The organism is Pseudomonas sp. MS15a(2019), assembly GCF_013277805.1.
Taxonomy (GTDB): Bacteria; Pseudomonadota; Gammaproteobacteria; order Pseudomonadales; family Pseudomonadaceae; genus Chryseomonas; species Chryseomonas benzopyrenica.
The window spans coordinates 201,770-222,025 of the sequence record NZ_VBTN01000005.1; the positions used below are offsets into that span (position 1 = coordinate 201,770).

18 protein-coding genes are annotated in these 20,256 nt (G+C 68.6%); 8 read left to right on the forward strand and 10 right to left on the reverse strand.

Going from position 1 to position 20,256, the window contains the following annotated elements; genetic code table 11:
- Positions 1-160: 160 nt before the first annotated feature.
- The 3 genes from FEZ61_RS09725 to FEZ61_RS09735 all read left to right on the forward strand — a co-directional run bounded on the left by FEZ61_RS09725 (position 161) and on the right by FEZ61_RS09735 (position 5,614).
- A complete protein-coding gene (locus FEZ61_RS09725) occupies positions 161-2,377 on the forward strand; it encodes a TonB-dependent siderophore receptor (RefSeq protein WP_173148435.1) in 2,217 nt (738 codons plus the stop codon).
- A gap of 64 nt (positions 2,378-2,441) precedes the next feature.
- Complete coding sequence (locus FEZ61_RS09730; RefSeq protein ID WP_173148438.1) at positions 2,442-3,125, forward strand: Fe2+-dependent dioxygenase; 684 nt, start codon at positions 2,442-2,444, stop codon at positions 3,123-3,125.
- Entirely contained in the window at positions 3,110-5,614 is a 2,505-nt protein-coding gene (locus FEZ61_RS09735) for a sulfite reductase flavoprotein subunit alpha (protein WP_173148440.1), read from the forward strand. The genes FEZ61_RS09730 and FEZ61_RS09735 overlap by 16 nt, the downstream gene beginning before the upstream one ends.
- A gap of 2 nt (positions 5,615-5,616) precedes the next feature.
- Here FEZ61_RS09735 and FEZ61_RS09740 read toward each other — a convergent pair whose 3' ends face one another.
- A complete protein-coding gene (locus tag FEZ61_RS09740) occupies positions 5,617-6,066 on the reverse strand; it encodes a DMT family transporter (RefSeq protein WP_242455133.1) in 450 nt (149 codons plus the stop codon).
- A gap of 109 nt (positions 6,067-6,175) precedes the next feature.
- Between FEZ61_RS09740 and FEZ61_RS09745 the strand changes: the two genes are divergently transcribed.
- Together FEZ61_RS09745 and FEZ61_RS09750 are read left to right on the forward strand one after the other, a co-directional pair.
- Positions 6,176-6,667: a hypothetical protein gene (locus tag FEZ61_RS09745; RefSeq protein ID WP_017642481.1), complete on the forward strand. Its 492-nt coding sequence runs from the start codon at positions 6,176-6,178 to the stop codon at positions 6,665-6,667.
- Positions 6,668-6,675: 8 nt separating this feature from the next.
- Entirely contained in the window at positions 6,676-7,128 is a 453-nt protein-coding gene (locus FEZ61_RS09750) for a YetF domain-containing protein (RefSeq protein ID WP_017642480.1), read from the forward strand.
- Positions 7,129-7,202: 74 nt separating this feature from the next.
- Here the strand turns inward: FEZ61_RS09750 and FEZ61_RS09755 are convergent, their stop codons facing one another.
- From FEZ61_RS09755 to zapE, 3 genes are all read right to left on the reverse strand, one after another.
- A complete protein-coding gene (locus FEZ61_RS09755) occupies positions 7,203-7,379 on the reverse strand; it encodes a general stress protein (RefSeq protein ID WP_017642479.1) in 177 nt (58 codons plus the stop codon).
- A gap of 275 nt (positions 7,380-7,654) precedes the next feature.
- Positions 7,655-8,518 (reverse strand): MBL fold metallo-hydrolase, encoded by an 864-nt coding sequence (locus FEZ61_RS09760; protein WP_173148444.1) that lies wholly within the window; start codon positions 8,516-8,518, stop codon positions 7,655-7,657.
- A gap of 98 nt (positions 8,519-8,616) precedes the next feature.
- Positions 8,617-9,717 (reverse strand): cell division protein ZapE, encoded by a 1,101-nt coding sequence (gene zapE, locus FEZ61_RS09765; protein ID WP_173148446.1) that lies wholly within the window; start codon positions 9,715-9,717, stop codon positions 8,617-8,619.
- Between the two features lie 160 nt (positions 9,718-9,877).
- On the opposite strand from zapE, the gene FEZ61_RS09770 reads away from it, so the two are divergent.
- Positions 9,878-11,098 carry a pyridoxal phosphate-dependent aminotransferase gene (locus tag FEZ61_RS09770; protein ID WP_064308524.1) on the forward strand — a complete coding sequence of 407 codons (1,221 nt, stop codon included), beginning with the start codon at positions 9,878-9,880 and terminating at the stop codon, positions 11,096-11,098.
- Here FEZ61_RS09770 and FEZ61_RS09775 read toward each other — a convergent pair whose 3' ends face one another.
- The 6 genes from FEZ61_RS09775 to FEZ61_RS09800 form a co-directional block, all read right to left on the reverse strand.
- Complete coding sequence (locus tag FEZ61_RS09775; RefSeq protein WP_173148448.1) at positions 11,099-11,878, reverse strand: hypothetical protein; 780 nt, start codon at positions 11,876-11,878, stop codon at positions 11,099-11,101.
- A gap of 153 nt (positions 11,879-12,031) precedes the next feature.
- On the reverse strand, positions 12,032-13,369 hold the full coding sequence (locus FEZ61_RS09780; RefSeq protein ID WP_173148450.1) for a sigma-54 dependent transcriptional regulator: 1,338 nt from the start codon (positions 13,367-13,369) through the stop codon (positions 12,032-12,034).
- The gene (locus tag FEZ61_RS09785; RefSeq protein ID WP_173148452.1) at positions 13,354-14,799 is read right to left on the reverse strand and encodes an ATP-binding protein; all 1,446 of its coding nucleotides are present in this window, start codon (positions 14,797-14,799) and stop codon (positions 13,354-13,356) included. Before FEZ61_RS09785 ends, FEZ61_RS09780 begins: the two co-directional genes overlap by 16 nt.
- A 73-nt stretch (positions 14,800-14,872) precedes the next feature.
- Positions 14,873-16,024, reverse strand: a complete 1,152-nt coding sequence (locus FEZ61_RS09790; RefSeq protein WP_064307326.1) for a mandelate racemase/muconate lactonizing enzyme family protein — start codon at positions 16,022-16,024, stop codon at positions 14,873-14,875.
- A 23-nt stretch (positions 16,025-16,047) separates the two neighbouring features.
- Positions 16,048-17,403 (reverse strand): MFS transporter, encoded by a 1,356-nt coding sequence (locus FEZ61_RS09795; protein WP_173148454.1) that lies wholly within the window; start codon positions 17,401-17,403, stop codon positions 16,048-16,050.
- A gap of 87 nt (positions 17,404-17,490) precedes the next feature.
- On the reverse strand, positions 17,491-18,525 hold the full coding sequence (locus FEZ61_RS09800) for a LacI family DNA-binding transcriptional regulator (protein ID WP_173148456.1): 1,035 nt from the start codon (positions 18,523-18,525) through the stop codon (positions 17,491-17,493).
- 145 nt (positions 18,526-18,670) lie between these two features.
- Here FEZ61_RS09800 and FEZ61_RS09805 point away from each other — a divergent pair, with 145 nt between their 5' ends.
- Complete coding sequence (locus tag FEZ61_RS09805) at positions 18,671-19,276, forward strand: LysE family transporter (RefSeq protein WP_017642468.1); 606 nt, start codon at positions 18,671-18,673, stop codon at positions 19,274-19,276.
- A gap of 21 nt (positions 19,277-19,297) precedes the next feature.
- The gene (locus tag FEZ61_RS09810) at positions 19,298-20,155 is read left to right on the forward strand and encodes an AraC family transcriptional regulator (protein ID WP_173148458.1); all 858 of its coding nucleotides are present in this window, start codon (positions 19,298-19,300) and stop codon (positions 20,153-20,155) included.
- The last annotated feature ends 101 nt before the right edge of the window (positions 20,156-20,256 follow it).

Sequence of the window (20,256 nt, forward strand, 5' to 3'; positions counted from 1 at the left end):
CCCGCGTCCCATCAGGGACGCGGGCTTTTTCATGCCTGTGGAAAAGCCCTGTGTCAGGCGGTTTTCCGGATTGTTAAGAATAATTTACATTCGCTATGGATTTGATAATCGTTTGCAAATAGAATCGCGCCGCATTCACATAAGGAGGCGGCCCGCCATCATGTCCAAGGAAATGTCCTCGCTGTCCCAGCGCCGTTTGCTGGTTTCTACCTTCAGTGTCGCCGTCGCTTCGCTGTCCCTCGGGACTCAGGCCCAGGACGCCAGGGAGCCGGTGACCCGATTGGAAAGTCTGACCATCGAAGGTCAGGCGCAGCAGGAAGGCTTCAAGGCCGAGCAGTCCGCCTCGCACAAGTACACCGCGCCCCTGCTGGACACCCCCCAGACCGTCACCGTGGTGCCGGCGCAGGTCATCCAGGACCAGCAGGCCCTGAGTCTGAGATCGGTGCTGTCCAACGTGTCCGGCATCACCTTCAACGCCGGCGAAGGCGGTGGTGGCTCCGGCGACAGCATCAATATCCGCGGCTTCAGCGCCAACTCGAACATCCAGATCGATGGCCTGCGCGACAGCACCCAGACCAACCGCACCGACACCTTCAACCTGGAGTCGGTCGAGGTCATCAAGGGCCCCAACTCGGTGTTCGGCGGCGCCGGCACCACCGGTGGCTCCATCAACCTGATCAGCAAGAAGCCCCAGGAGCGCCAGTTCACCCGCATCGGCGCGGGCCTGGGCACCGACAGCTATCGCCGCCTGACCCTGGACACCAACCAGCCGTTGCAGGGCGTGGGTACCGACAGCGCCTTCCGCCTGAATCTGATGGCGCACGAGAACGACGTGCCCGGCCGCGACCAGATCGATCGCGAGCGCTGGGGCATCGCGCCGTCGCTGGCCCTGGGCCTGTCGGACGACACCCGCCTGACCCTGAGCTACTTCCATCAGACCGACAACAACCAGCCCGACTACGGGGTGCCGGCGCTCAACGGCAAGCGCCTGGGCGGGGTGGATCGCGATGCCTATTTCGGCTTCAAGAACATCGACAAGGAAGACATCAATAACAATGTCTTCACCGTGGAGCTGGAGCATCGCTTCAATGACAACCTGAGTCTGCAGAACCTGACCCGCTACAGCCGCATCGAACGCGACGCGGTAATCTCCGCCTCTCACGTCAACCTGAGTGGCGTGGCCGCGGGCCGCTATCGTCCGGCCGGTCCCCAGGGCTATGGCCGCGACGTGACCTCGGAAATGTGGATCAACCAGACCAACCTGACCGGCACCGTCGATACCTTCGGCCTGGGCCATTCCTTCGTCCTGGGCGCCGAGTTCTCCCGCGAGGACTACGACCGCGACACCTACAGCTATGGCCTGACCTTCCCGGCCGCCGGCTATGCCCTGGCTGCACCGCCGGAGCGCTACGACGGCGCGACCGACAAGCAGACCTCGGCCATCGCCAACAACGTGCTGACCGACAAGGCCATCTATGCCTTCGATACCATCGCCCTCAATCAGTATTGGGATCTGAACCTGGGGCTGCGCTATGACTGGTTCGACGGTGACAGCGACACCACCCCGGTCGCCAACGGCGTGCGCGGCAGCAAGACCCGCCTGAGTTCCGATGACGCCAAGTTGAGCGGGCGCGCCGGCCTGGTATTCAAGCCGGCGCCGAACGGACGGGTCTATGTGGCCTATGGCACCTCCTTCAACCCCTCGGCGGAAAGCCTGACCTCCACCGGCGCCGGCCTGAGCGCGGCCAACCAGGATCTGGGTCCGGAAAAGAACAAGACCTGGGAACTGGGCACCAAGTGGGAATTCCTCGACAGGCGCCTGGAGCTGGACGGCGCCCTGTTCCGCGTCGAGAAGAGCAATGCCCGGGAAACCCTGGCCGACGGCAGCACCGCCCTGGCCGGCGAGCAGCGCGTGCAGGGCATCGAGCTGGGCGCCACCGGGCGGATCACCCCGCAGTGGAACGTCTACGCCAACTTCACCTTCCTCGACAGCGAGACGCTCAAGGCCGCCGATACCCTGGATGGACGCAATCGCGAAGGCCAGGCGCTGGCCAACACCCCGCCGCGTTCGCTCAATCTCTGGACCACCTATGAGCTGCCGGCCGGTTGGCGGGTGGGCTATGGCGCCCGCTACGTCAGCGAGCGCAACGTCACCTCCAGCAACGACGGCGCCAAGCTCGACGACTACTGGCTGCACAACGCCATGGTCGGCTATCGCGTCAATCGCAACGTCGACCTGCAACTCAACGTCAACAATGTCTTCGACAAGGACTATGTGGAGCGGGTCCGCTCGCAGCTGGGCGTGAGCACCCGGTCGTCGGCCATCGAATATGGCGATGCCCGTTCCGCCATCCTGACCGCGACCTACAGCTTCTAAGGTCGTCCGCCAGACGCCGAGCCCTGCACCCGCGGGGCTTTCGGCTTTGAGGAGAACAGCGCCAATGATGATCAGCGTTCCGGGCGTGCTGACGCCCGAGCAGGTAAGGGAGTGCCGCCAGCGGCTGGAGGCGGCGGCCTGGGCCGATGGCAAGCACACCGCCGGTTTCCAGTCGGCCATGGCCAAGGACAATCTGCAGCTGCCGGCGGATGAGCCGGCGGCGCGGGTGGTGGGTGAACTGATCCAGCAGGCGTTGGCGCGGCATCCGCTGTTCGTCGCCGCGGCGCTGCCGGCGCGGGTGTTTCCGCCGCTGTTCAATCTTTATCAGGGCGGCCAGTCCTTCGGGCTGCACGTGGACAATGCGCTACGGGCCCTGCCGGATGGCAGCGGCTATCTGCGTACCGACCTGTCGGCCACGCTGTTCCTGTGCGAGCCGGACACGTACGACGGCGGCGAGCTGGTGGTGGAAGATACCTATGGCGCCCACAGCGTCAAACTGGCGGCCGGCGACCTGATCCTCTATCCGGCCAGCAGCCTGCACCGGGTGCTGCCGGTCACCCGAGGCGCGCGGCTGTGTTCCTTCTTCTGGATCCAGAGCCTGGTGCGCGATGCCGGTCAGCGCAGTCAGCTGTTCGAACTCGACCAGGGCATCCAGCGGGCGGCCGCCGAGCTGGGGCAGGGCCATGAGGCCTGCCTGCAACTGACCGGCGTCTATCACAACCTCTTGCGACAATGGGCTCAGCCCTGATCCGCAGGGGCCTCTTCCAGCTGCACAGCCTGCTCGGGCTGGCAGCGGGCCTGGTGCTGGTGGTGCTGGGGGTGACGGGGGCGCTCTACAGCTTCCAGCTGGAGCTCTTGCAACTGCTCAATCCGCCATCGACCACCGCCGCTCCGGACCAGCGTCCGCTGACGCTGCCGGAGGTGCGGCAGCGTCTCGTGCCTGCAGATCGGGAGTTGAGCTTCGTTTCCAGCATGGTGGGGGAGGGCTACGGCCTGCTCGGTCTGGCACCGGCGAAGGGTCAGGGCCGTGGCGAGGTGCAGCTGTTCGATCGCTACACCGGCGAGGTGCTGACGTCGCCCCGTGGCCAGGCGTTCTTTCGCCTGATCCTTGACCTGCACCGCTCCCTGGCCCTGGGACCGGTGGGCAAGGCCCTGACCGGCGCCGCCACCCTGATCCTGCTGGTGCTCTGCCTGTCCGGCCTCTACCTGCGCTGGCCGCGCCAGGCAAGGCGCTGGCGCACCTGGCTGACCCTCGATTGGGCGCGCCGGGGGCGCAGTTTTCACTGGGACCTGCACGCCGTGGCCGGCACCTGGTGCCTGCTGGTCTATCTACTGGCGGCCCTGACCGGTCTCTATTGGTCCTATGACTGGTACCGCCAGGCCAGCGAGCGATTGCTGGGCGCGGCGCCGGAGCCCCGGATCGCCGGCGTGGTGGCGCGCCAGGACGTGGACCTGGATGCACTCTGGCAGAGCTTTCGGCAGGAGACCGGCGGGCAGGTCGAGGGCTATGGCCTGCTGCTGCCCAATCCGGCGCGCAAGGTCAGCCAGCCGACCCTCTGGTACCTGCCCGACGAGGCCGAGCATGTCCGCGCCCTCAATCGCATCGTCTTCGACGGCGCGGGGCGGGTGCTCGATCACCGCCGCTATGGCGAGCAGCCGCTGGGCGCTCGCCTGCTGCTCAGCGTCTATGCCCTGCATTCGGGCGAATACTTCGGCCTGGCCGGACGGGTGGCCCTGCTGCTCGCCAGCCTGGCCATGCCGCTGTTCATGGTGACCGGCCTCTGGCTCTATCTGGATCGCCGCCGCAAGCGCCGCCAGGCACGCCAGGCCCGCCGCGGCCTGACACCAGCCGTAGCGGGCGCCGCCGACTGGCTGATCGGCTATGCCAGCCAGAGCGGCCAGGGCGAGGCGCTGGCCTGGCAGGCCGCCGGCCAGTTGCAGGCGGCGGGACTCAGCGCCGAGGTGGTCGCGCTCGGGCGGCTCTCGGTCGAGCGCCTGCAGCAGGCCTCCCAGGCGCTGTTCGTCGTCGCCACCCACGGCGACGGCGAGGCACCGGATACCGCGCGCGGCTTCGAGCGCCGCCTGCTGACCCAGGTGGCGGCGTTGCCGAACCTGACCTTCGGGATGCTGGCCCTGGGCGATCGCCGCTACCCGGCCTATTGCGCCTTCGCCCGGCGGCTGGATGCCTGGCTCGCCGGACAGGGCGCGCGGCCGCTGTTCGCCCCGGTGGAGGTGGACAATGGCGACGCTCAGGCGCTCGCGCTCTGGCAGGGTCGGCTCCAGGCCCTGGGCGCCGTGGCCGGCGAACCAGCGGTCGAGCAGCCGCTGCAGCCCTGGCCGCTGCTAGCGGTGCAGCCGCTCAATACCGGCAGCCCCGGCGGAGCGGTCTTCGAGTTGCGGCTGTCGCCACCGCCCGGGAGTAGCTGGGCACCCGGCGATATCCTCGAGATCGCCCCCTGCCAGGGCGCCGAGCGCGTGGCGGCCTGGTTGTCGCCCCTGGGACTGGCCGCGGACAGCGTGGTGGATCTCGACGGCATCAGCCAGACCCTCGCCGCGGTCCTGGACACCCGCCTGCTGCCGGAAGACCAGGCCGCGCTGGCGGGCCTAGACCCCCAGGCGCTGCTCGACGCTCTGATACCGCTCGCCGTGCGCCAGTACTCCATTGCCGCGCTGCCCGACGAAGGTGCGCTGCGATTGCTGGTGCGCCAGCAGCGCAAGGCGGATGGTCGCCTGGGCATCGCCTCCGGCTGGCTGACCACGGCGCTGCGGCCGGGCGCTCAGGTGCAGGCGCGACTCCGCGTCCATCCCGGCTTCAGACCACCGCTGGACCCGCGTCCGCTGATCCTGATCGCCGCCGGTACCGGACTGGCCGGGGTGCGCCCGCTGCTGGCTGCGCGTATCGCCGCCGGCTACCGGCGCAACTGGCTGCTGTTCGGCGAACGCACGGCGGCCCACGACGATTTCTATGGGGCGGAACTGGATCGCTGGCAGGCGCGAGGCGAACTGGAACGGCTGGACCGGGTGTTCTCGCGGGACGGCGATGGCCACGTGCAGGACCGCCTACGGGCGCAGCGCACGCGGCTGCTGGACTGGCTGGCGGCCGATGCCGTGATCATGGTCTGCGGCAGCCTGCCGGGGCTGGGGCGCAGCGTCCAGGCCACCCTGGACGTGCTGCTTGGCGAGGCCGAGGTCCAGCGGCTGATCGACGAAGAACGCTACCGTCGCGACCTCTACTAGACCTAGGCCCGGGCGATGCACCAGACGCCGGCGCCGATCAGCACCACGCCGGCCAGCTTGCCGAGGGTGACCGGATCCTGGCGAAAGCCGGCCCAGCCGAAGTGATCCAGGCTCAGCGACATGGCCAGCTGTCCGGCGATCACCAGCGCCATGAACAGGGTGGCGCCGATGCGCGGACCGGCGAAGGCGGCCATGGCGATAAAGAACATGCCCAGCAGGCCGCCGCACCAATGCCACCAGTGCAGTTCGCGCAGCGCACCCAGGGTGGGCACGCCACGCTGCCAGAGCGTCAGGCCCAGCAGGGCGACAAGACCGACCATGAAGGAAATGGACGCCGCGGCGAAGACACTGCCGAGGTGCCGGGCCAGCTGACCGTTGATGCCGGCCTGCAGCGGCAGGCAGGCACCGGCGATGAAGGGCAGGACGAGCAGCCACCAGACGGGCATCGACAGGACTCCAGGGAAAAAGGGGCACGCAGTATGCCCCAGGGGGCGGGCGAAGCGGTCGAACCGGCGACCTCCGGTCAGGCTCCAAGGGCTATCGCATTCCGGAGCAACCGTCATGGCGTCACCCTTGGAGAAGCGCTTGCCGATCCGCGAGGAGCCGGGCCTGCAACGCTGGATCTGGCGCTGCGAGCGGCTGGGCTGGGTACTGCTGGCCATGTTCGTGGCGCTGGCCCTGGCCGGGTTGTTCGCCAGTGGCGGGCCCTGGGCCAAGGCGACCCGGATCAGCGACGATGGCCAGCTCAGGGTCGACTACGAGCGTTTCCAGCGCCGCGGGGCAGCGGCGACCCTGACCCTGGAACTCGCGCCCGGCGTCAACCGCGTCGGCCTCGACGAACGCCTGGTGGCCGACTGGACGGTGGAAGCTCTCTATCCGCAGCCCCTGCGCATGACCAGCAGCGACGGGGTGCTCTGGTTGGAACTGGCCGGCGGTACGGGGTCGAATCGCGTGCACCTGGCGCTGCGTCCGGATGCTTTGGGCACGGTCGACTGGCGCATCCTGCGACCCGGCCAGCCACCCCTGGAACTCTCTGCCTTCGTCTATCCCTAGGAACTGTCATGGAATCCGTCCTGCGCGCCGCCGCGATCTACGTCTTCTTGCTGGTGCTCTTTCGCATCACCGGGCGCCGGGCGCTGTCGGAGATCACCACTTTCGATTTCGTCCTGCTGCTGGTGATCGGCGAGGCGACCCAGCAGGCGCTGTTGGGGGATGATTTTTCGGTGATCAACGCCTTCGTGGTGATCGCCACCCTGGTGCTGATCGACATCCTGCTTTCGTTGTTCAAGGAGCGCTCACCCAAGGTGGGGCGCTTTCTCGATGGCGTGCCGCTGATCGTGGTGGAGTACGGCAAGCCGTTGACCGCGCGGCTGCGCAAGGCCCGCCTGACCGAAGAGGACATCCTCGAAGCGGCGCGGCAGAGTCAGGGGCTGGAGCGGCTGGAGCAGATCCGCTTCGCGGTGCTGGAGAAGAATGGGCAGATCTCGGTGATACCCGAGCCCGGAGCGAAGTAACGAGAGGTGAAAGGTAGGAAGGGCAGAAAGGGCAGGATGATCCTGCCCTTGGTCATGGTCTGAATGACGCCGGGTTACCGCTGGCCGCCACCACTGTTCTGACCGCCCTTGCGACCGGCCTCGGACGCTTTCTCGCGGTCATTGGCGAAACTGCCGCCGCTGTTCTGACCGCCCTTGCTGCCGGCTTCGGCGGCTTTCTCGCGATCATTGGCGAAGTTGCCTGGATTGGAATTCGATTGCTTGGTGGTCATGGTCGCTCTACCTCTCGTGGGAATGTAGTGCAGAACGCATTGCCTGCCTTGGTATGGAGGGGCGAACGCGGCAAGGTTTCCCGGTCGGAGGATGGGCGGTCGCTGGCCAGGCGCCACTGTCTGGACCGTATCTAGCTTTGGCCGAAGGCCTGTCCAACCTGGCCGCTGGGTTGCAAGGTGCGCCAGGTGTGCCCCGCCCGGAAAAGCCTGGACGCAGCGGTGTCGCTGCGTCCAACTCCTGTGGCTATTGGCTTGTACGACGGATGGCGCCTGCGCTAGAAACCGTCGATGGGAATCTTCAGGTAGCGCCGGCCATTGGCCTCGGCCGGCGGCAGGGTACCGGCACGGATGTTCACCTGGATCGCCGGCAGGATCAGCGTCGGCATGGACAGGGTGGCGTCGCGGCGGGTGCGCAGGGCGACGAAGGCGTCTTCGTCCACCCCATCGCGGACGTGGACGTTGAGGGCACGCTCTTCACCCACGGTGGTCTCGTGGCGTGCCTCGCGGCCCGCCGGCGGATAGTCGTGGCACAGGTAGAGACGGGTGGCCTCCGGCAGGGTCAGCAGGCGGCGGATCGAGCGATAGAGGTCGCGGGCGCTGCCACCGGGAAAGTCGCAACGGGCCGAGCCGACATCGGGCATGAACAGGGTATCGCCGACGAAGACATGGTCTTCTTCCACCTGATAGGCCATGTCGGCCGGGGTGTGGCCGGGCACGTGCAAGGCGCGGGCGGTCAGGGCACCGATATGGAAGACCTCGTCGGGCTGGAACAGGTGGTCGAACTGGGAGCCGTCGAGGCGGAATTCCGCTTCCAGGTTGAAGACGTCCTTGAAGGCGCCCTGGACCCGGCGGATGCCCTCGCCGATGGCGATGCGGCCGCCCAGTTGCCGGCGCAGATAGGGCGCGGCGGAGAGGTGGTCAGCATGGGCATGGGTCTCCAGCAGCCACTCCACGGTCAGCCCCTGGTCGCGCACGAAGCGGGCGACGCGATCCGCCGAGAGGGTGGCAGTCCGGCCCGAATGCGGATCGTAGTCCAGCACCGAGTCGACGATGGCGCAGCGACTGCCGGGCGCCTCATAGATCACATAGGTGAAGGTGGACGTGGTGGCGTCGAAGAAGGGTTCGATGCGCGGAGTCATGACCGGGCCTCGTGAAGAGAAAGGACGTCCCACCTTAACACGGGGCCCTGCCGCTCCGTGGCGTGCCTCGTCGCCGCAGGGCGATCGTTCAGGTCCGCCTAGTACCGCGCCTGCTGCATCTCCCTGAGCCGACTCAGGGTGCGGCGGAAGGGGAATTTCAGAAAGCCGCGGGTGTACAGCTGCGCCAGGGGCACGGCGGCGTTCAGGTAGAGCGGGCGGCGGCGGTCGTAGGCTTCGTCGACCAGGGCGATGAAGCGGCGCACGGCGTCGTCCTGGGGCGCCAGGCGCGGCAGTTCGCGGTCGCCGGCCAGGACGCGTTGCGCGCCGTCTTCGGTGCCGCGGGCGATCCGGCCTGCGCGGGGATCACCAGACAGGCAGGGCACGCCGCCCAGCAGCAGGGCGGGGAAGCGAGTACAGAGATCGATGTAGTCGGTGGTCGCCCAGGCGCCCTGGCAGAGGGTGGCGAAGTCCAGCCAGATCGCGCCGGGTGCACGCTGGATAACCGGCAACAGGCGCTCGCCGAGGGCGAGGGGCTCATCGGTCGCGGCTTGGCCGGCGGTGAGCTGGGCGAAGGTCGCGGCCAGCGCGGCGGTATCGTCCACCCAATAGCGCGGTTCGGCCTGGCCTTCATGCAGGCGGTGATCCTGGCCGCCGTCCACCTCCAGCACATCCAGTTGCGCCTGCAGCGCGGCGATGGCGGGCAGCAGGCGCTCGCGATTGAAGCCGTCGGCATAGAGCTGCTCCGGCGGCTGGTTGGAGGTGACCACCAGCACCAGGCCCTGGTCCAGCAGGGCGCGCAGCAGGCCGCCCACCAGGATGGCGTCGCCGATGTCGCTGACGAAGAGTTCGTCGAAGCACAGCACCCGCACCTCGGCGGCCAGCTCCCGGGCCAGCACCTGCAGGGGATCGCGGGTGCCGCTGAGCTGGAACTGGCGCTGGTGCACCCAGCGCATGAAGTGATGGAAGTGCTGGCGGCGGGCGGGCACCGGCAGGTTGGCGTGGAACAGGTCCAGCAGCCAGGTCTTGCCGCGGCCGACCGGACCCCAGAGATAGAGACCGCGTGCCGGGCGGCCCGCCAGCAGCGCCGCATGGCAGGCTTCCAGCTGCTGGGCGGCGGTCTCCTGGGCGGTATCGGGCAGGCGGTCGCCCTGGGCCAGGGCCCGGCGGTAGGCGGCGAGGGGAGAGCGGGTATTGGACATGGCCGCCACTCTAGCGCCCGGGCCGGTAGCAGACCATGCCCCGGCGGAATGAAGTGAGTCCTTTATAGCGTTTGAAGGCCGGCCGCGGCGGTTCGATAGTGCGAGACGACCCTGCCGGACGCCGCCGGCACCCGCTTTCATCTCTGCCTGGAGCCCTGTCATGGCCGCCGATTCGACCCTGCACCTCGCCCACTGCCTCGCCTCCGTGGGCGTCTCCGAGATCCTCAAGATCACCGAGCGGGCCAACGCCCTGCGCCGCCAGGGCGCCGATCTGCTGGTGCTGGGTGCGGGCGAGCCGGATTTCGATACCCCGGAGCACATCAAGGAAGCGGCGATCCAGGCCATCCGCGCCGGCCAGACCAAGTACACGGTGCTCGACGGCAGCCCGGCGCTCAAGGAGGCCATCCGCCGCAAGTTCGCGCGTGAGAACGACCTGGTATTCGCCCAGGACGAGGTGACCGCCTCGGCCGGCGCCAAGCAGGTGATCTTCAATGCCATGATGGCGACCCTGGACGCGGGCGACGAGGTGATCATCCCCGCGCCCTTCTGGGTGACCTATGCGGACATCGTCACCATCCTCGGCGGCACGCCGGTGGTGCTGCCGTGCCGTGAGGAGGATGGCTTCCGCCTGACCGCCGCGGCCCTGGAGGCGGCCATCACCCCGCGTACCCGCTGGGTGATGCTCAACTCGCCGTCCAACCCTTCGGGGGCGGCCTATGGCGAGGAACACTATCGGCCGCTGCTGGAGGTGCTGCTGCGCCACCCGCAGGTCTGGCTGATGGTGGACGACATGTACGAACACATCCTCTACGACGGCTTTCGCTTCGTCACCCCGGCGGCGCTGGAGCCGCGGCTGCGAGAGCGTACCCTGACCATCAACGGCGTCTCCAAGGCCTATGCCATGACCGGTTGGCGCCTGGGCTACGCCGGTGGACCGAAGGCGCTGATCCAGGCCATGGCCAGTGTGCAGAGCCAGGTGACCTCCTGCCCCTGCTCGGTCAGCCAGGCCGCGGCCATCGCCGCCCTGGATGGGCCGCAGGACATCGTGCGCGAGCGCTGCGAGCTGTTTCGCGAGCGGCGGGATCTGGTGGTGGATGCCTTGAATGCGGTGCCGGGTCTGTCGGCGCGGCGGCCCGAGGGGGCCTTCTATGTCTACGCCAGTTGCGCGGGGGTCTTGGGTCGGCGGACGCCGAACGGGGAGGTGATCGACAGCGATACGGCCTTTGCCCGCTACCTCATGGACGAGGGCGGGGTGGCGGTGGTGCCAGGCTCGGCCTTTGGCCTGGCGCCTTACTTCCGGGTTTCCTACGCCACCTCGCGGGAGGTGCTGGAGGAAGCCTGCCGCCGGATCGCCGAGGCGACCCGGCGGCTGCTGGCCTGATCAGCCGGCCGGCGGAGCGGGCGGCGCCGGCGGTTGGGCACCCGGGGCGACCGGCTGGACGCCAGGGGGCGGGGGTGGCGGCAGACGACCGGGGCCACGGGGCGCCGGCGGGGTGTCCAGGGGCTGCAGCGAGTTGGCATCGGCGCCGAGGGCGCTGACCCGGAAGGCACGGCCCTGGGCATTGGCCACCAGCTCACCGCGAGCGGCGATGCTCTGACCGGGCTTGAGCAGGGCTTGCAGGCGCAGCGCTTCGTGGGGCGGTAGACGCAGGGCGGTGCCGTCCTGCAGCAGGGCGCCGTTCACGTCGCCACGGGGACCGTGCAGCAGCTGGACGATCTGGCCCTGGAGGCTGTCGTTATCGCGTTCGGCGCCCGGACGGGGCGGCGGCGGACGCGGTTTGCCGCTGCGCTCGGGGCCTTCGTCGGTGACTGTCTTGCCGGTCTGGACATTGGTCAGCGAGACCGCCTGGACCAGCGGCAGGCTGGCGGCGCGCAGGCCGGCGACGTTGATGCTGTCACCTGGCTTGAAGGTGGCGGCCAGTTGCTCGGACAGGTGCGGCGGGGTGTTGACCTCGGTGCCGTCGGTCAGGATCAGGCCGTCGATATCGCCCCGGGGATTGAGCAGGAACTGCTTGAGCTGGCCCTGCTGGGTGGGAATCTGGGCACTGGCAGCGGTGGTGGTGGCCGCGCTGCCGGCGGGTGCGGTCTGTGCCAGGACGAGGCCACTGACGGACAGCAGGGCGAAGGTCCCGATCACGAGGGTTTGGGTCTTGGTAGGCATGGATGACTCCTGCGGTGGTTGACGATTAGGCTATTGCAGGGCCTGTGCCAACATTTATTTTATATTTAAATCAATAGCTTGCGATTTCTAGTGGCCATCCGGACCAGGCAGTGCGTCCGGTTGGCGGACAGACCTGTCGGCAAAGCGGACAGCCTAGATCCCGCTGTCTTCTTCGCCGACACCCAGGCCCAGTCGACTCAGTTTGGTGTAGAGCAGCTGGCGATGAATGCCCAGCCGGCGGGCCGCCTCGGCGCGATTGCCGCCGCTGCGTTGCAGGGCCCGCTCGATCAGCAGCCGCTCCAGGCGCGCGGTGGCTTCCGCCAGGGTCTCCTCCGGCCAACTGGCGTCGATGGTGACCGCATCCGGGGTCTCGCCCTGCAGGAAGGCCAGGTCGGCGGCGACGATGCGCTCGCCTTGCGCGAGGGTCGCGGCGCGCTGGATGGCGTTGCGCAATTCCCGCACGTTGCCCGGCCAGGGGTGCCGCAGCAGCAGGGCGGCGGCATCGTCCGCCAGGACGCGACCGCTGGGCGCGAGGAAGTGCTCGGCCAGCGGCAGGATGTCGGCACGCCGCTCGCGCAGGGCCGGCAGGTGGATGGGCACCACATGCAGGCGATAGAAGAGGTCCTCGCGGAAGTCGCCGCTGGCGACGCGCTGGGCCAGGTCGCGGTGGGTGGCCGCCACCAAGCGCACGTCCAGGCGTACCGGTGCGCCGCCCACCGGGGTCACCTCGCGTTCCTGCAGGGCGCGGAGGATCTTGGCCTGCATCGCCAGCGGCATGTCGCCGATCTCGTCGAGAAAGAGGGTGCCGCCCTGGGCTTCGCGAAAGGCGCCTAGGCGATTGGCGGTGGCCCCGCTGAAGGCGCCGCGCACATGACCGAAGAGTTCGCTTTCCAGCAGGTCCGGCGGGATGGCGGCGCAGTTGACTGCGACGAAGGGCGCCCCGCGTCGCTTGCCGTGCTCGTGGATGGCGCGGGCCACCAGTTCCTTGCCGGTGCCAGTCTCGCCGGTGACCAGCACCGTGGCCTCGCTGTCCACCAGGCGGCCGATGGTCTTCTGCACCTGGCGCAGGGCGTCGCTGCCGCCCACCAGGGTGTGGCCTTCGACCGTGGCCGGCGGCGCCGCAGCGGGACCGCGCTGGGCGGTCATGCCGGCCAGCACCCGGATCAGGTCATCGCGACCGATGGGCTTGGTGAGGTGGTCGAAGGCGCCGAGACGCATGGCCTCGATGGTATTGCCGGCGCTGGCGAAGGCGGTCAGCACCGTGACCGCCGGCGGCTCGGGGAGGGCGCGGATGCGCGCCAGTACCTCCAGGCCATCCAGCCCGGGCATGCGCAGGTCGAGCAGCACGGCGTCCACCGGTTCCTGCGCCAGGCGCTGCAGGCCCGCTTCGCCCCCGTCGGCCTGCAGCACCCGGTAGCCCTGGTCCGCGGCGGTTTCCGCCAGGGCGTCGCGCAGACCGGCGTCGTCGTCGATGATCAGCAGGGTTGGCATGGCAGGAGGATCTCGAAGCGAGTGGGGACGGAGGGTTCGATCAGGCGCGCTTCGCCGCCATGGGCGCGGGCGGTTTCGCGGACCAGGGCCAGGCCGAGGCCTGTGCCTTCGGGGCGACCGGTGACGAAGGGCTCGAAGAGCTGGGCACGCAACTCGGCAGGCGGTCCCTGGCCTGCGTCTTCCACCGCCAGCACCAGCCAGTCGCCGCGCCGGCTGGCGTCGAGGCGAATCTCGCTGGCGGCCGGGGCGGCCTGGAGGGCGTTGAGCAGCAGGTTGTCCAGGGCACGCGCCAGGGCGTCGCGATCGAAACAGCCCTGCTCGACGGCCACCCTGGCGGTCAGGTGGATACCACGTTGGACCGCCTGGTCTTCGTGACCGGCCAGCACTTCGCGGCAAAAGGCCGGGAGCTCGACGGTGGTCGGTTGCAGTTGCGGCGGCTGGGTGAGGTCCAGCAGGCGACGCAGCAGGCTGTCCAGCCGGGTGATCTGCAGCAGGATGGCGTCCAGCGCTCGTTGCTGACGGCCGCTGTCGCCGACCAGGGCGTTCTCGGCCTTGAGGCGCATGGCGGCCAGCGGGTTGCGGATCTCGTGGGCGACCCCGGCGGCCACCCGACCGAGGGCCGCCAGCCGCTCACTGGCATGCACCTGGGTGGTCAGCCGCTGGGCTTCGCTGCGGGCCTGGGCCAGGCGCTGGCCGGCCTGGTTGAGCGCCGTCAGCACCCGATCCAGCTCGCGCTCGCCGGTAAGGGCGAGGGTGGGCAGGTCATGGCTGGCACTGGCGCCGAGATCGCGCTCGACCCGGGCGACATGCCGCGACCACTGCCAAGTGAGTCGGCCGAGCAGCAGGGTGGCGGCGAGCATGGCCAGCAGCAGCAGACCCAGGCCCAGTTTCAGCTGGCGCTGGCCGCTGCCTTCGGCGAAGGTCAGGCGGGTCAGGGTCCAGGCGGCGAGATCGGGGATGGGGCCGGACAGCGGGCAGGCGGCGACCAGCACCGTGGCGCCGTCCGCGCTGAAGCTGTCGCTCAGGCTGCGCGCCTCGGCCAGGGTCGCGGCGGAGAGATCGGCCAGGTGCTGGCGTTCGGCGGCGGTCAGGGTGAAGGGACTGGCATCGGCCAGGAGCCCGGCCTGTTCCTGCCAGAGGCCACCGGCCATGCCGCGATAGCGCAGCAGGGCGACACTGGCCACGCCGGCGAGACTGCGCTGCAGCGCCGGATCGACGAGGCCAGCGGTAGGTCCGGACCAGCCATTGCTGTAGAACCGGTAGCTGCTGGCGATGGCCTGGCAGGCCTGCTCGACTTCCACGGTGGCCTGGCCGAGCTGGGCGCTTTCCGACTGGCGCAGGAGCAGGATCATCAGCCAGCCGACCCCGACGGCCATGCCGCCGAGCATCAGCAGCAGAGCAATCAGACGACTGCGCAGCGATCCGAACATGGGATTTCTCTATCCAGGCCTTGGCCTGGATAGAGTGCCACACCCCGGCGGAGTTCGAGTGCCAGAGCGGGTGTCAGGCGCGCCGGCCGAATTCCGCTTCCTGCGCCGTCCAGCCGGGTACCCGCTCGCTCAGGGACAGCCCGAGACCCGGACGGGTCGGTACCTGCATCCGCCCGTCACGGGTTTCCAGGCGTTCGTTGAACAGCGGCTCCAGCCATTCGAAGTGTTCCACCCAGGGCTCGGTGGGATAGGTGGCGGCAAGGTGCACGTGCAATTCCATGGCGAAGTGCGGTGCCAGCATCACGCCGGCCTGCTCGGCCAGGGCGGCCACCTTGAGGAAGGGCGTGATGCCACCGACCCGTGGCGCGTCGGGCATCAGGAAGTCGGCACCGCGCAGGCGGATGAATTCCTGGTGCTCGGCGATGCTGGTCAGCATCTCGCCGGTGGCGATGGGGGTGTCGAAGGCCGCGGCCAGGGCGGCGTGGCCCTCGGCGTCGTAGCAGTCCAGCGGCTCCTCGATCCAGATCAGGTTGAATTCCTCGAAGCGCCGGCACATACGCTGGGCGGTGGGTCGGTCCCATTGCTGGTTGGCGTCGACCATCAGCGGGAAGCTGTCGCCCAGGTGGCGGCGCACGCGGGCGACGCGCTCCAGGTCCAGGGCGCAATCGGGCTGGCCGACCTTGAGCTTGATGCCGCCAATGCCTTTTTCGCGGGAGCGATCGGTATTCACCAACAACTGCTCCAGCGGCGTATGCAGGAAGCCGCCGGAGGTGTTGTAGCAGCGCACCGAGTCGCGCTGGGCACCCAGCAGGCGTGCCAGGGAGAGGTTGGCGCGACGGGCCTTGAGGTCCCAGAGGGCCACGTCGAAGGCACCGATGGCCTGGGTGGCGAGACCGCTGCGACCCACCGAGGCGCCGGCCCAGCAGAGCTTGGTCCAGAGTTTCTGGATGTCGCTGGGGTTCTCGTCGAGCAGCACCGGGGCAATTTCATGGGCGTGGGCGAACTGGCCGGGGCCGCCGGCGCGCTTGGAATAGCTGAAGCCCAGGCCGCGCTGGCCGTCGCGGGTTTCGATCTCGACGAAGAGGATGGCGATCTCGGTCATCGGCTTCTGCCGGCCGGTGAGCACCTTGGCGTCGCTGATGGGGGTTGCCAGTGGCAGGAACACGGAAGCCAGGCGGACCCAGGCGATGCGGTCCTGGTCGGCGCTGTAGGCGATATCGGTCATGGGGAAGTCTCCGGGGTGAGGGATCAGGGACGGGTGGCAGGCAGGGCGTCGGCGGTGGCGGCTGGCTCGTCGTTGAGTTCGCCGAGGTCCAGGCGCTTGAGCGGGCCGACGATGACCAGGTAGGAGAAGGCGCCGAGCAGGCCCATGGCGGCGACGTAGGTGAGGGCCACGTCGAAGGAGCCGAGCTGGTTGATCATCAGGCCAATCGCCAGTGGGGTGACGATGCTGGCGATGTTGCCGCAGAAGTTGAAGAGCGCGCCGCTCACGCCCATGGCGCGCTTGGGCGAGACATCGCCGACGATGCACCAGCCGAGGTTGCCCACGCCCTTGGCGAAGAAGGCGATGGACATCACCAGGGTGACCAGGGCGATGGACTGGGTGTGGTTGGCCACCACGATGCTGCTGGAGAGCAACAGGCCGACGATGATCGGCGTCTTGCGCGCGGCGGTCAGGCTGTAGCCGCGGCGCAGCATGCCGTCCGACCAGAGTCCGCCGAGAACGCCGCCCAGGCAGCCGGCCACCGGCGGGATGGCGGCGATCAGACCGACCTTGAGCATGGTCAGCCCCTTGGCCTCGACCAGGTAGGTGGGAAACCAGGTGAGAAAGAACCAGGTGATGGTGGTCAGGCAGAATTGCCCCAGGTAGATGCCCAGCATCATGCGGTTGCCGCTGATGGCCTTGAAGGTGCGCCAGCTGAAGGGCGCCCGGGTGTCGCCCAGATCGGGCAGGCCGCCACCGGCTTCGATATGGTCCAGCTCGCTCTGGCTGACACGCCTGTCGTGCCGGGGCTCCTGCACGGTGGCGAACCACAGCAGGCCGATGAGGATGCCGGCGCCGCCGGTCCAGAAGAACACGTGCTCCCACCCGAACTGGTTGAGCAGGATCACCATCAGTGGCGTGAACACCGCCAGGGCGAAGTACTGCGCCGACTGGAAGATGGCGGTGGCCAGGCCACGCTCCTGGCGCGGGAACCACATCACCGTGAGACGGTTGTTGGCCGGAAAGGCCGGCGACTCGGCCACGCCCATGAGAAAGCGCAGCACGAACAGCGCCAGCAGGGCCGAGGAGAAGAGGCCGACGTAGCCCTGCAGGAAAGTCAGCGCCGACCAGAGGATCAGGCTGGCGCCCAGCACCAGCCGGGAGCCGAAGCGATCGAGCACGATGCCGCCGGGAATCTGCATGGCGGTGTAGGCCCAGCCGAAGGCCGAGAAGGCGAGCCCCATGGCCACGGCGTCGAAACCGAGGTCGTGACGCATGGCCGGTGCGGCGATGGAGAGGGTGGCGCGGTCGACGTAGTTGAATACCGTCACCAGAAAGATCATCGCCAGGACGAGATAGCGGACGCGAGTACGCCGCGACGGCTCAGGGGAAGTGCGCATTGTTATTGTCCTTTTCAGCGGGCAAAGCCGGCGGCGAGGCCGGCACCTGCAGGAGGACGCTAAGCTGATTACGCAATCATTCAAGCGTCAGCGAGTGCTCTCGCGCATGACCAGTTCGAAGCCGGTATCCCGCTTTCGCGGGGCCTCCGCACCCGCCAGGCGGGCGAGCAGGGCCGCGGCGGCATGGGTACCCATTTCGGCACCGCGGACATCGACGGTGCTCAGCGCTGGGAGCAGATGGGCGGCGCTGGCCAGGTTGCCAAAGCCCATCACGGCCAGCTCCGCCGGTACGCGCAAGCCGCGGGCATGGGCTTCGGCGAGTACCCCGTGGGCGAGGGTGTCGGAGCTGCAGACCACCACTTCGGGACGGGCGCCGATCTCGAGCAGGCGGGCCAAGCCCTGGCGACCCAGTGCCGGGGTGGCCGGCGGTGGTAGGCTGACATCGGCTGGCGCGGCCAGTCTCTGGCGGGCCAGTTCGGCACGAAAGGCATCGCGGCGCAGCCGCCCCCGGGGATCGTCCAGGGTCAGGCTGGCGAAGTGGCGATAGCCGCGCGTCAGTAGCTGTCGGGCGATGGCCTGGCCCACCGCCTCATGGGAAAAGCCCACCAGCATGTCCAGCGGTCGCTCGCCCTGGTCCCAGCACTCCACCAGCGGAATGCCGGCCTGGGACAGGCGCAGCCGGCTGGCAGCAGTGTGCAGGGTGCCGGTGAGCACCATGGCGTCGGGACGGCGGCGCAGCAGGGCGGCCACTAGCTGCTCTTCGCGTTCGGCGGAATAGTCGGTCAGGCCCAGCAGGGTCTGGTGGCCGGCCCTGGTCAGGGTCTGCATGAGCGCCTGCACGGTGTCGGCGAAGATGGAGTTGACGATGGTGGGTACCAGGATGGCGATCAGCCGGCTCTCCTGGGGCGCGCTGCCAGCGGTGAGCATGGCGGGCTGGTAGCCGCTCTCGCGTACCGCGCGAAAGACCTTTTCGCGCAGCGCCGGACGGACGATCTCCGGCTGGTTGAGGGTACGCGAAACGGTGATCGGCGAGACTCCGGCCAGGCGGGCCACGTCCTTGAGGGTCGGCGGCTTGCCATCGGGACGGCCCCGCCAGGGCAGGGTGCTGCGATCGCTGGACAAGGGAGATCTCCACGACAGGCGAGGGAAAGCGGGATTCTGCCAAGTCGTACGATGACCCTCAAGGCGGACGAGCCACAAACGTACAAGCCAGGGCAGGGCGCGCTGGCTAGCCTGGGCCTCTCCCTAGAACTCCGGCAGGTGCCCCTTGGAAATCGTCCTCTATGCCCTGAGTGTCATGTACAGCCCCGGCCCGGTCAACGCCCTGGGCCTGAACGCCGGTCTGCAGGGCCAGGCCCGGCGCGCCCTGGGTTTCCATCTCGGCGTTGGCTGCGCCATGCTGCTGCTGTTTCTCGGCCTGGGTTATGGCGGTGCTGCCTTGGTGTCTGCCCGGGTGCTGCCGTGGCTGGCGCTGGCCGGCGGCGCCTACAGCCTGTACCTGGGCTATCGTCTCGCCAGGGCGACGCCGACGGTCGCGACCGACGCCGAGGGGACACAGGATGCGCGGCTGAGCTTTCTGGGCGGACTGCTGATGCAGGGACTCAATCCCAAGGGTTGGCTGGCCGTGCTGCCCATCGCCACGGTGATGTTTCCGGCGGCCCAGGTGACCGGCGCCAAGATCGCCCTCTGCTCGCTGCCGCTGGCCATCGCCGCTGGCGGGGCGCCGGCCTGCTATGCGCTGCTGGGCAGCCTGCTGGGTCGCACCCTGCTGCGCGGACGGGGCCTGCGCTGGGTGAATCGGCTGCTGGGGTTGAGCCTGGTAGGCTGTGCCCTGCTGCTGTTCCACGATGCCTACCGCGACCTGCTCAGCTGATTGCCGCCCGGGAGGTTGGCCATGACTTCGACATCCGCCCTGCCTTCGCCCCGCGACTGGGTCCGGCATGCCCCGCTGGATGACCGCCTGGAATCCATCGAGGCCTTTTTCAGCGGTCATGCCTTCGATCCCCATCGCCATGCGACCTATGCCATCGGGCGTACCCTGGCCGGGGTGCAGAGCTTTTCCTATCGCGGTGCCAAGGCCAGCAGTCTGCCGGGCGAGACCATGGTCTTTCACTCGGACGAGGTCCACGATGGCCGCGCCGGTGCCGCCTGCGGCTTTCGCTATCGGATGCTCTATGTACCGCCGGCCCTGGTGCAGGACATCCTCGGCGGACGGCCCTTGCCCTTCCACCGCGAGGGCGTTTCCCTGGATCCACGGCTGGCGCGGGCCACCGATGCGGTGTTCGCCACCCTTGACGAGCATGCCGATGCCCTGGGGCGCGACGATGCCCTCTATGGCCTGGTCGCCACTCTCGCCGAGGTCTGCCAGACCTGGCCCAGTCGCGGGCGGGTGGATTTCGCCGCCGCGCTGCGGGCGCGTGAATACCTGGAGGACCATTTCGACCAGGCCGTCTCCCTGGATGATCTGGCCCGCTGCGCTGGCCGAGATCGCTGGAGTCTGACGCGGGATTTCCGCGCCTACTTCGGCACCAGTCCCCATCGCTACCTGACCCTGCGCCGCCTCGATCGGGTACGGCTGCAGGTACGTCTGGGTCGAGGGCTGGCCGAGGCCGCCGTGGCGGCGGGTTTCTACGACCAGAGTCACATGACGAAACATTTCCGTCAGGCCTTCGGAATGGCTCCAGCCCGCTGGTTTCGTGAACTGGCCAGACCGCCCGTCGCGTCTGCTACGGATAGTGCACCCGGCCATTAGCGCCGCAACGATCACGACGGTCTTGTTCAGCGGCATGCACTGTTCAATGGGCGCCGCCAGCGAAACGATCAGGGCCGAGGACAGTCAACCTGTGCGCACTT

Excerpts from the sequence above, each read along its gene's own strand:
- FEZ61_RS09725 (WP_173148435.1), top strand. The coding sequence starts at position 161 with ATGTCCAAGGAAATGTCCTCGCTGTCCCAGCGCCGTTTGCTGGTTTCT.
- FEZ61_RS09730 (WP_173148438.1), top strand. The coding sequence starts at position 2,442 with ATGATGATCAGCGTTCCGGGCGTGCTGACGCCCGAGCAGGTAAGGGAG.
- FEZ61_RS09735 (WP_173148440.1), top strand. The coding sequence starts at position 3,110 with ATGGGCTCAGCCCTGATCCGCAGGGGCCTCTTCCAGCTGCACAGCCTG.
- FEZ61_RS09745 (WP_017642481.1), top strand. The coding sequence starts at position 6,176 with ATGGCGTCACCCTTGGAGAAGCGCTTGCCGATCCGCGAGGAGCCGGGC.
- FEZ61_RS09750 (WP_017642480.1), top strand. The coding sequence starts at position 6,676 with ATGGAATCCGTCCTGCGCGCCGCCGCGATCTACGTCTTCTTGCTGGTG.
- FEZ61_RS09755 (WP_017642479.1), bottom strand. The coding sequence starts at position 7,379 with ATGACCACCAAGCAATCGAATTCCAATCCAGGCAACTTCGCCAATGAT.
- FEZ61_RS09760 (WP_173148444.1), bottom strand. The coding sequence starts at position 8,518 with ATGACTCCGCGCATCGAACCCTTCTTCGACGCCACCACGTCCACCTTC.
- zapE (WP_173148446.1), bottom strand. The coding sequence starts at position 9,717 with ATGTCCAATACCCGCTCTCCCCTCGCCGCCTACCGCCGGGCCCTGGCC.
- FEZ61_RS09770 (WP_064308524.1), top strand. The coding sequence starts at position 9,878 with ATGGCCGCCGATTCGACCCTGCACCTCGCCCACTGCCTCGCCTCCGTG.
- FEZ61_RS09775 (WP_173148448.1), bottom strand. The coding sequence starts at position 11,878 with ATGCCTACCAAGACCCAAACCCTCGTGATCGGGACCTTCGCCCTGCTG.
- FEZ61_RS09780 (WP_173148450.1), bottom strand. The coding sequence starts at position 13,369 with ATGCCAACCCTGCTGATCATCGACGACGACGCCGGTCTGCGCGACGCC.
- FEZ61_RS09785 (WP_173148452.1), bottom strand. The coding sequence starts at position 14,799 with ATGTTCGGATCGCTGCGCAGTCGTCTGATTGCTCTGCTGCTGATGCTC.
- FEZ61_RS09790 (WP_064307326.1), bottom strand. The coding sequence starts at position 16,024 with ATGACCGATATCGCCTACAGCGCCGACCAGGACCGCATCGCCTGGGTC.
- FEZ61_RS09795 (WP_173148454.1), bottom strand. The coding sequence starts at position 17,403 with ATGCGCACTTCCCCTGAGCCGTCGCGGCGTACTCGCGTCCGCTATCTC.
- FEZ61_RS09810 (WP_173148458.1), top strand. The coding sequence starts at position 19,298 with ATGACTTCGACATCCGCCCTGCCTTCGCCCCGCGACTGGGTCCGGCAT.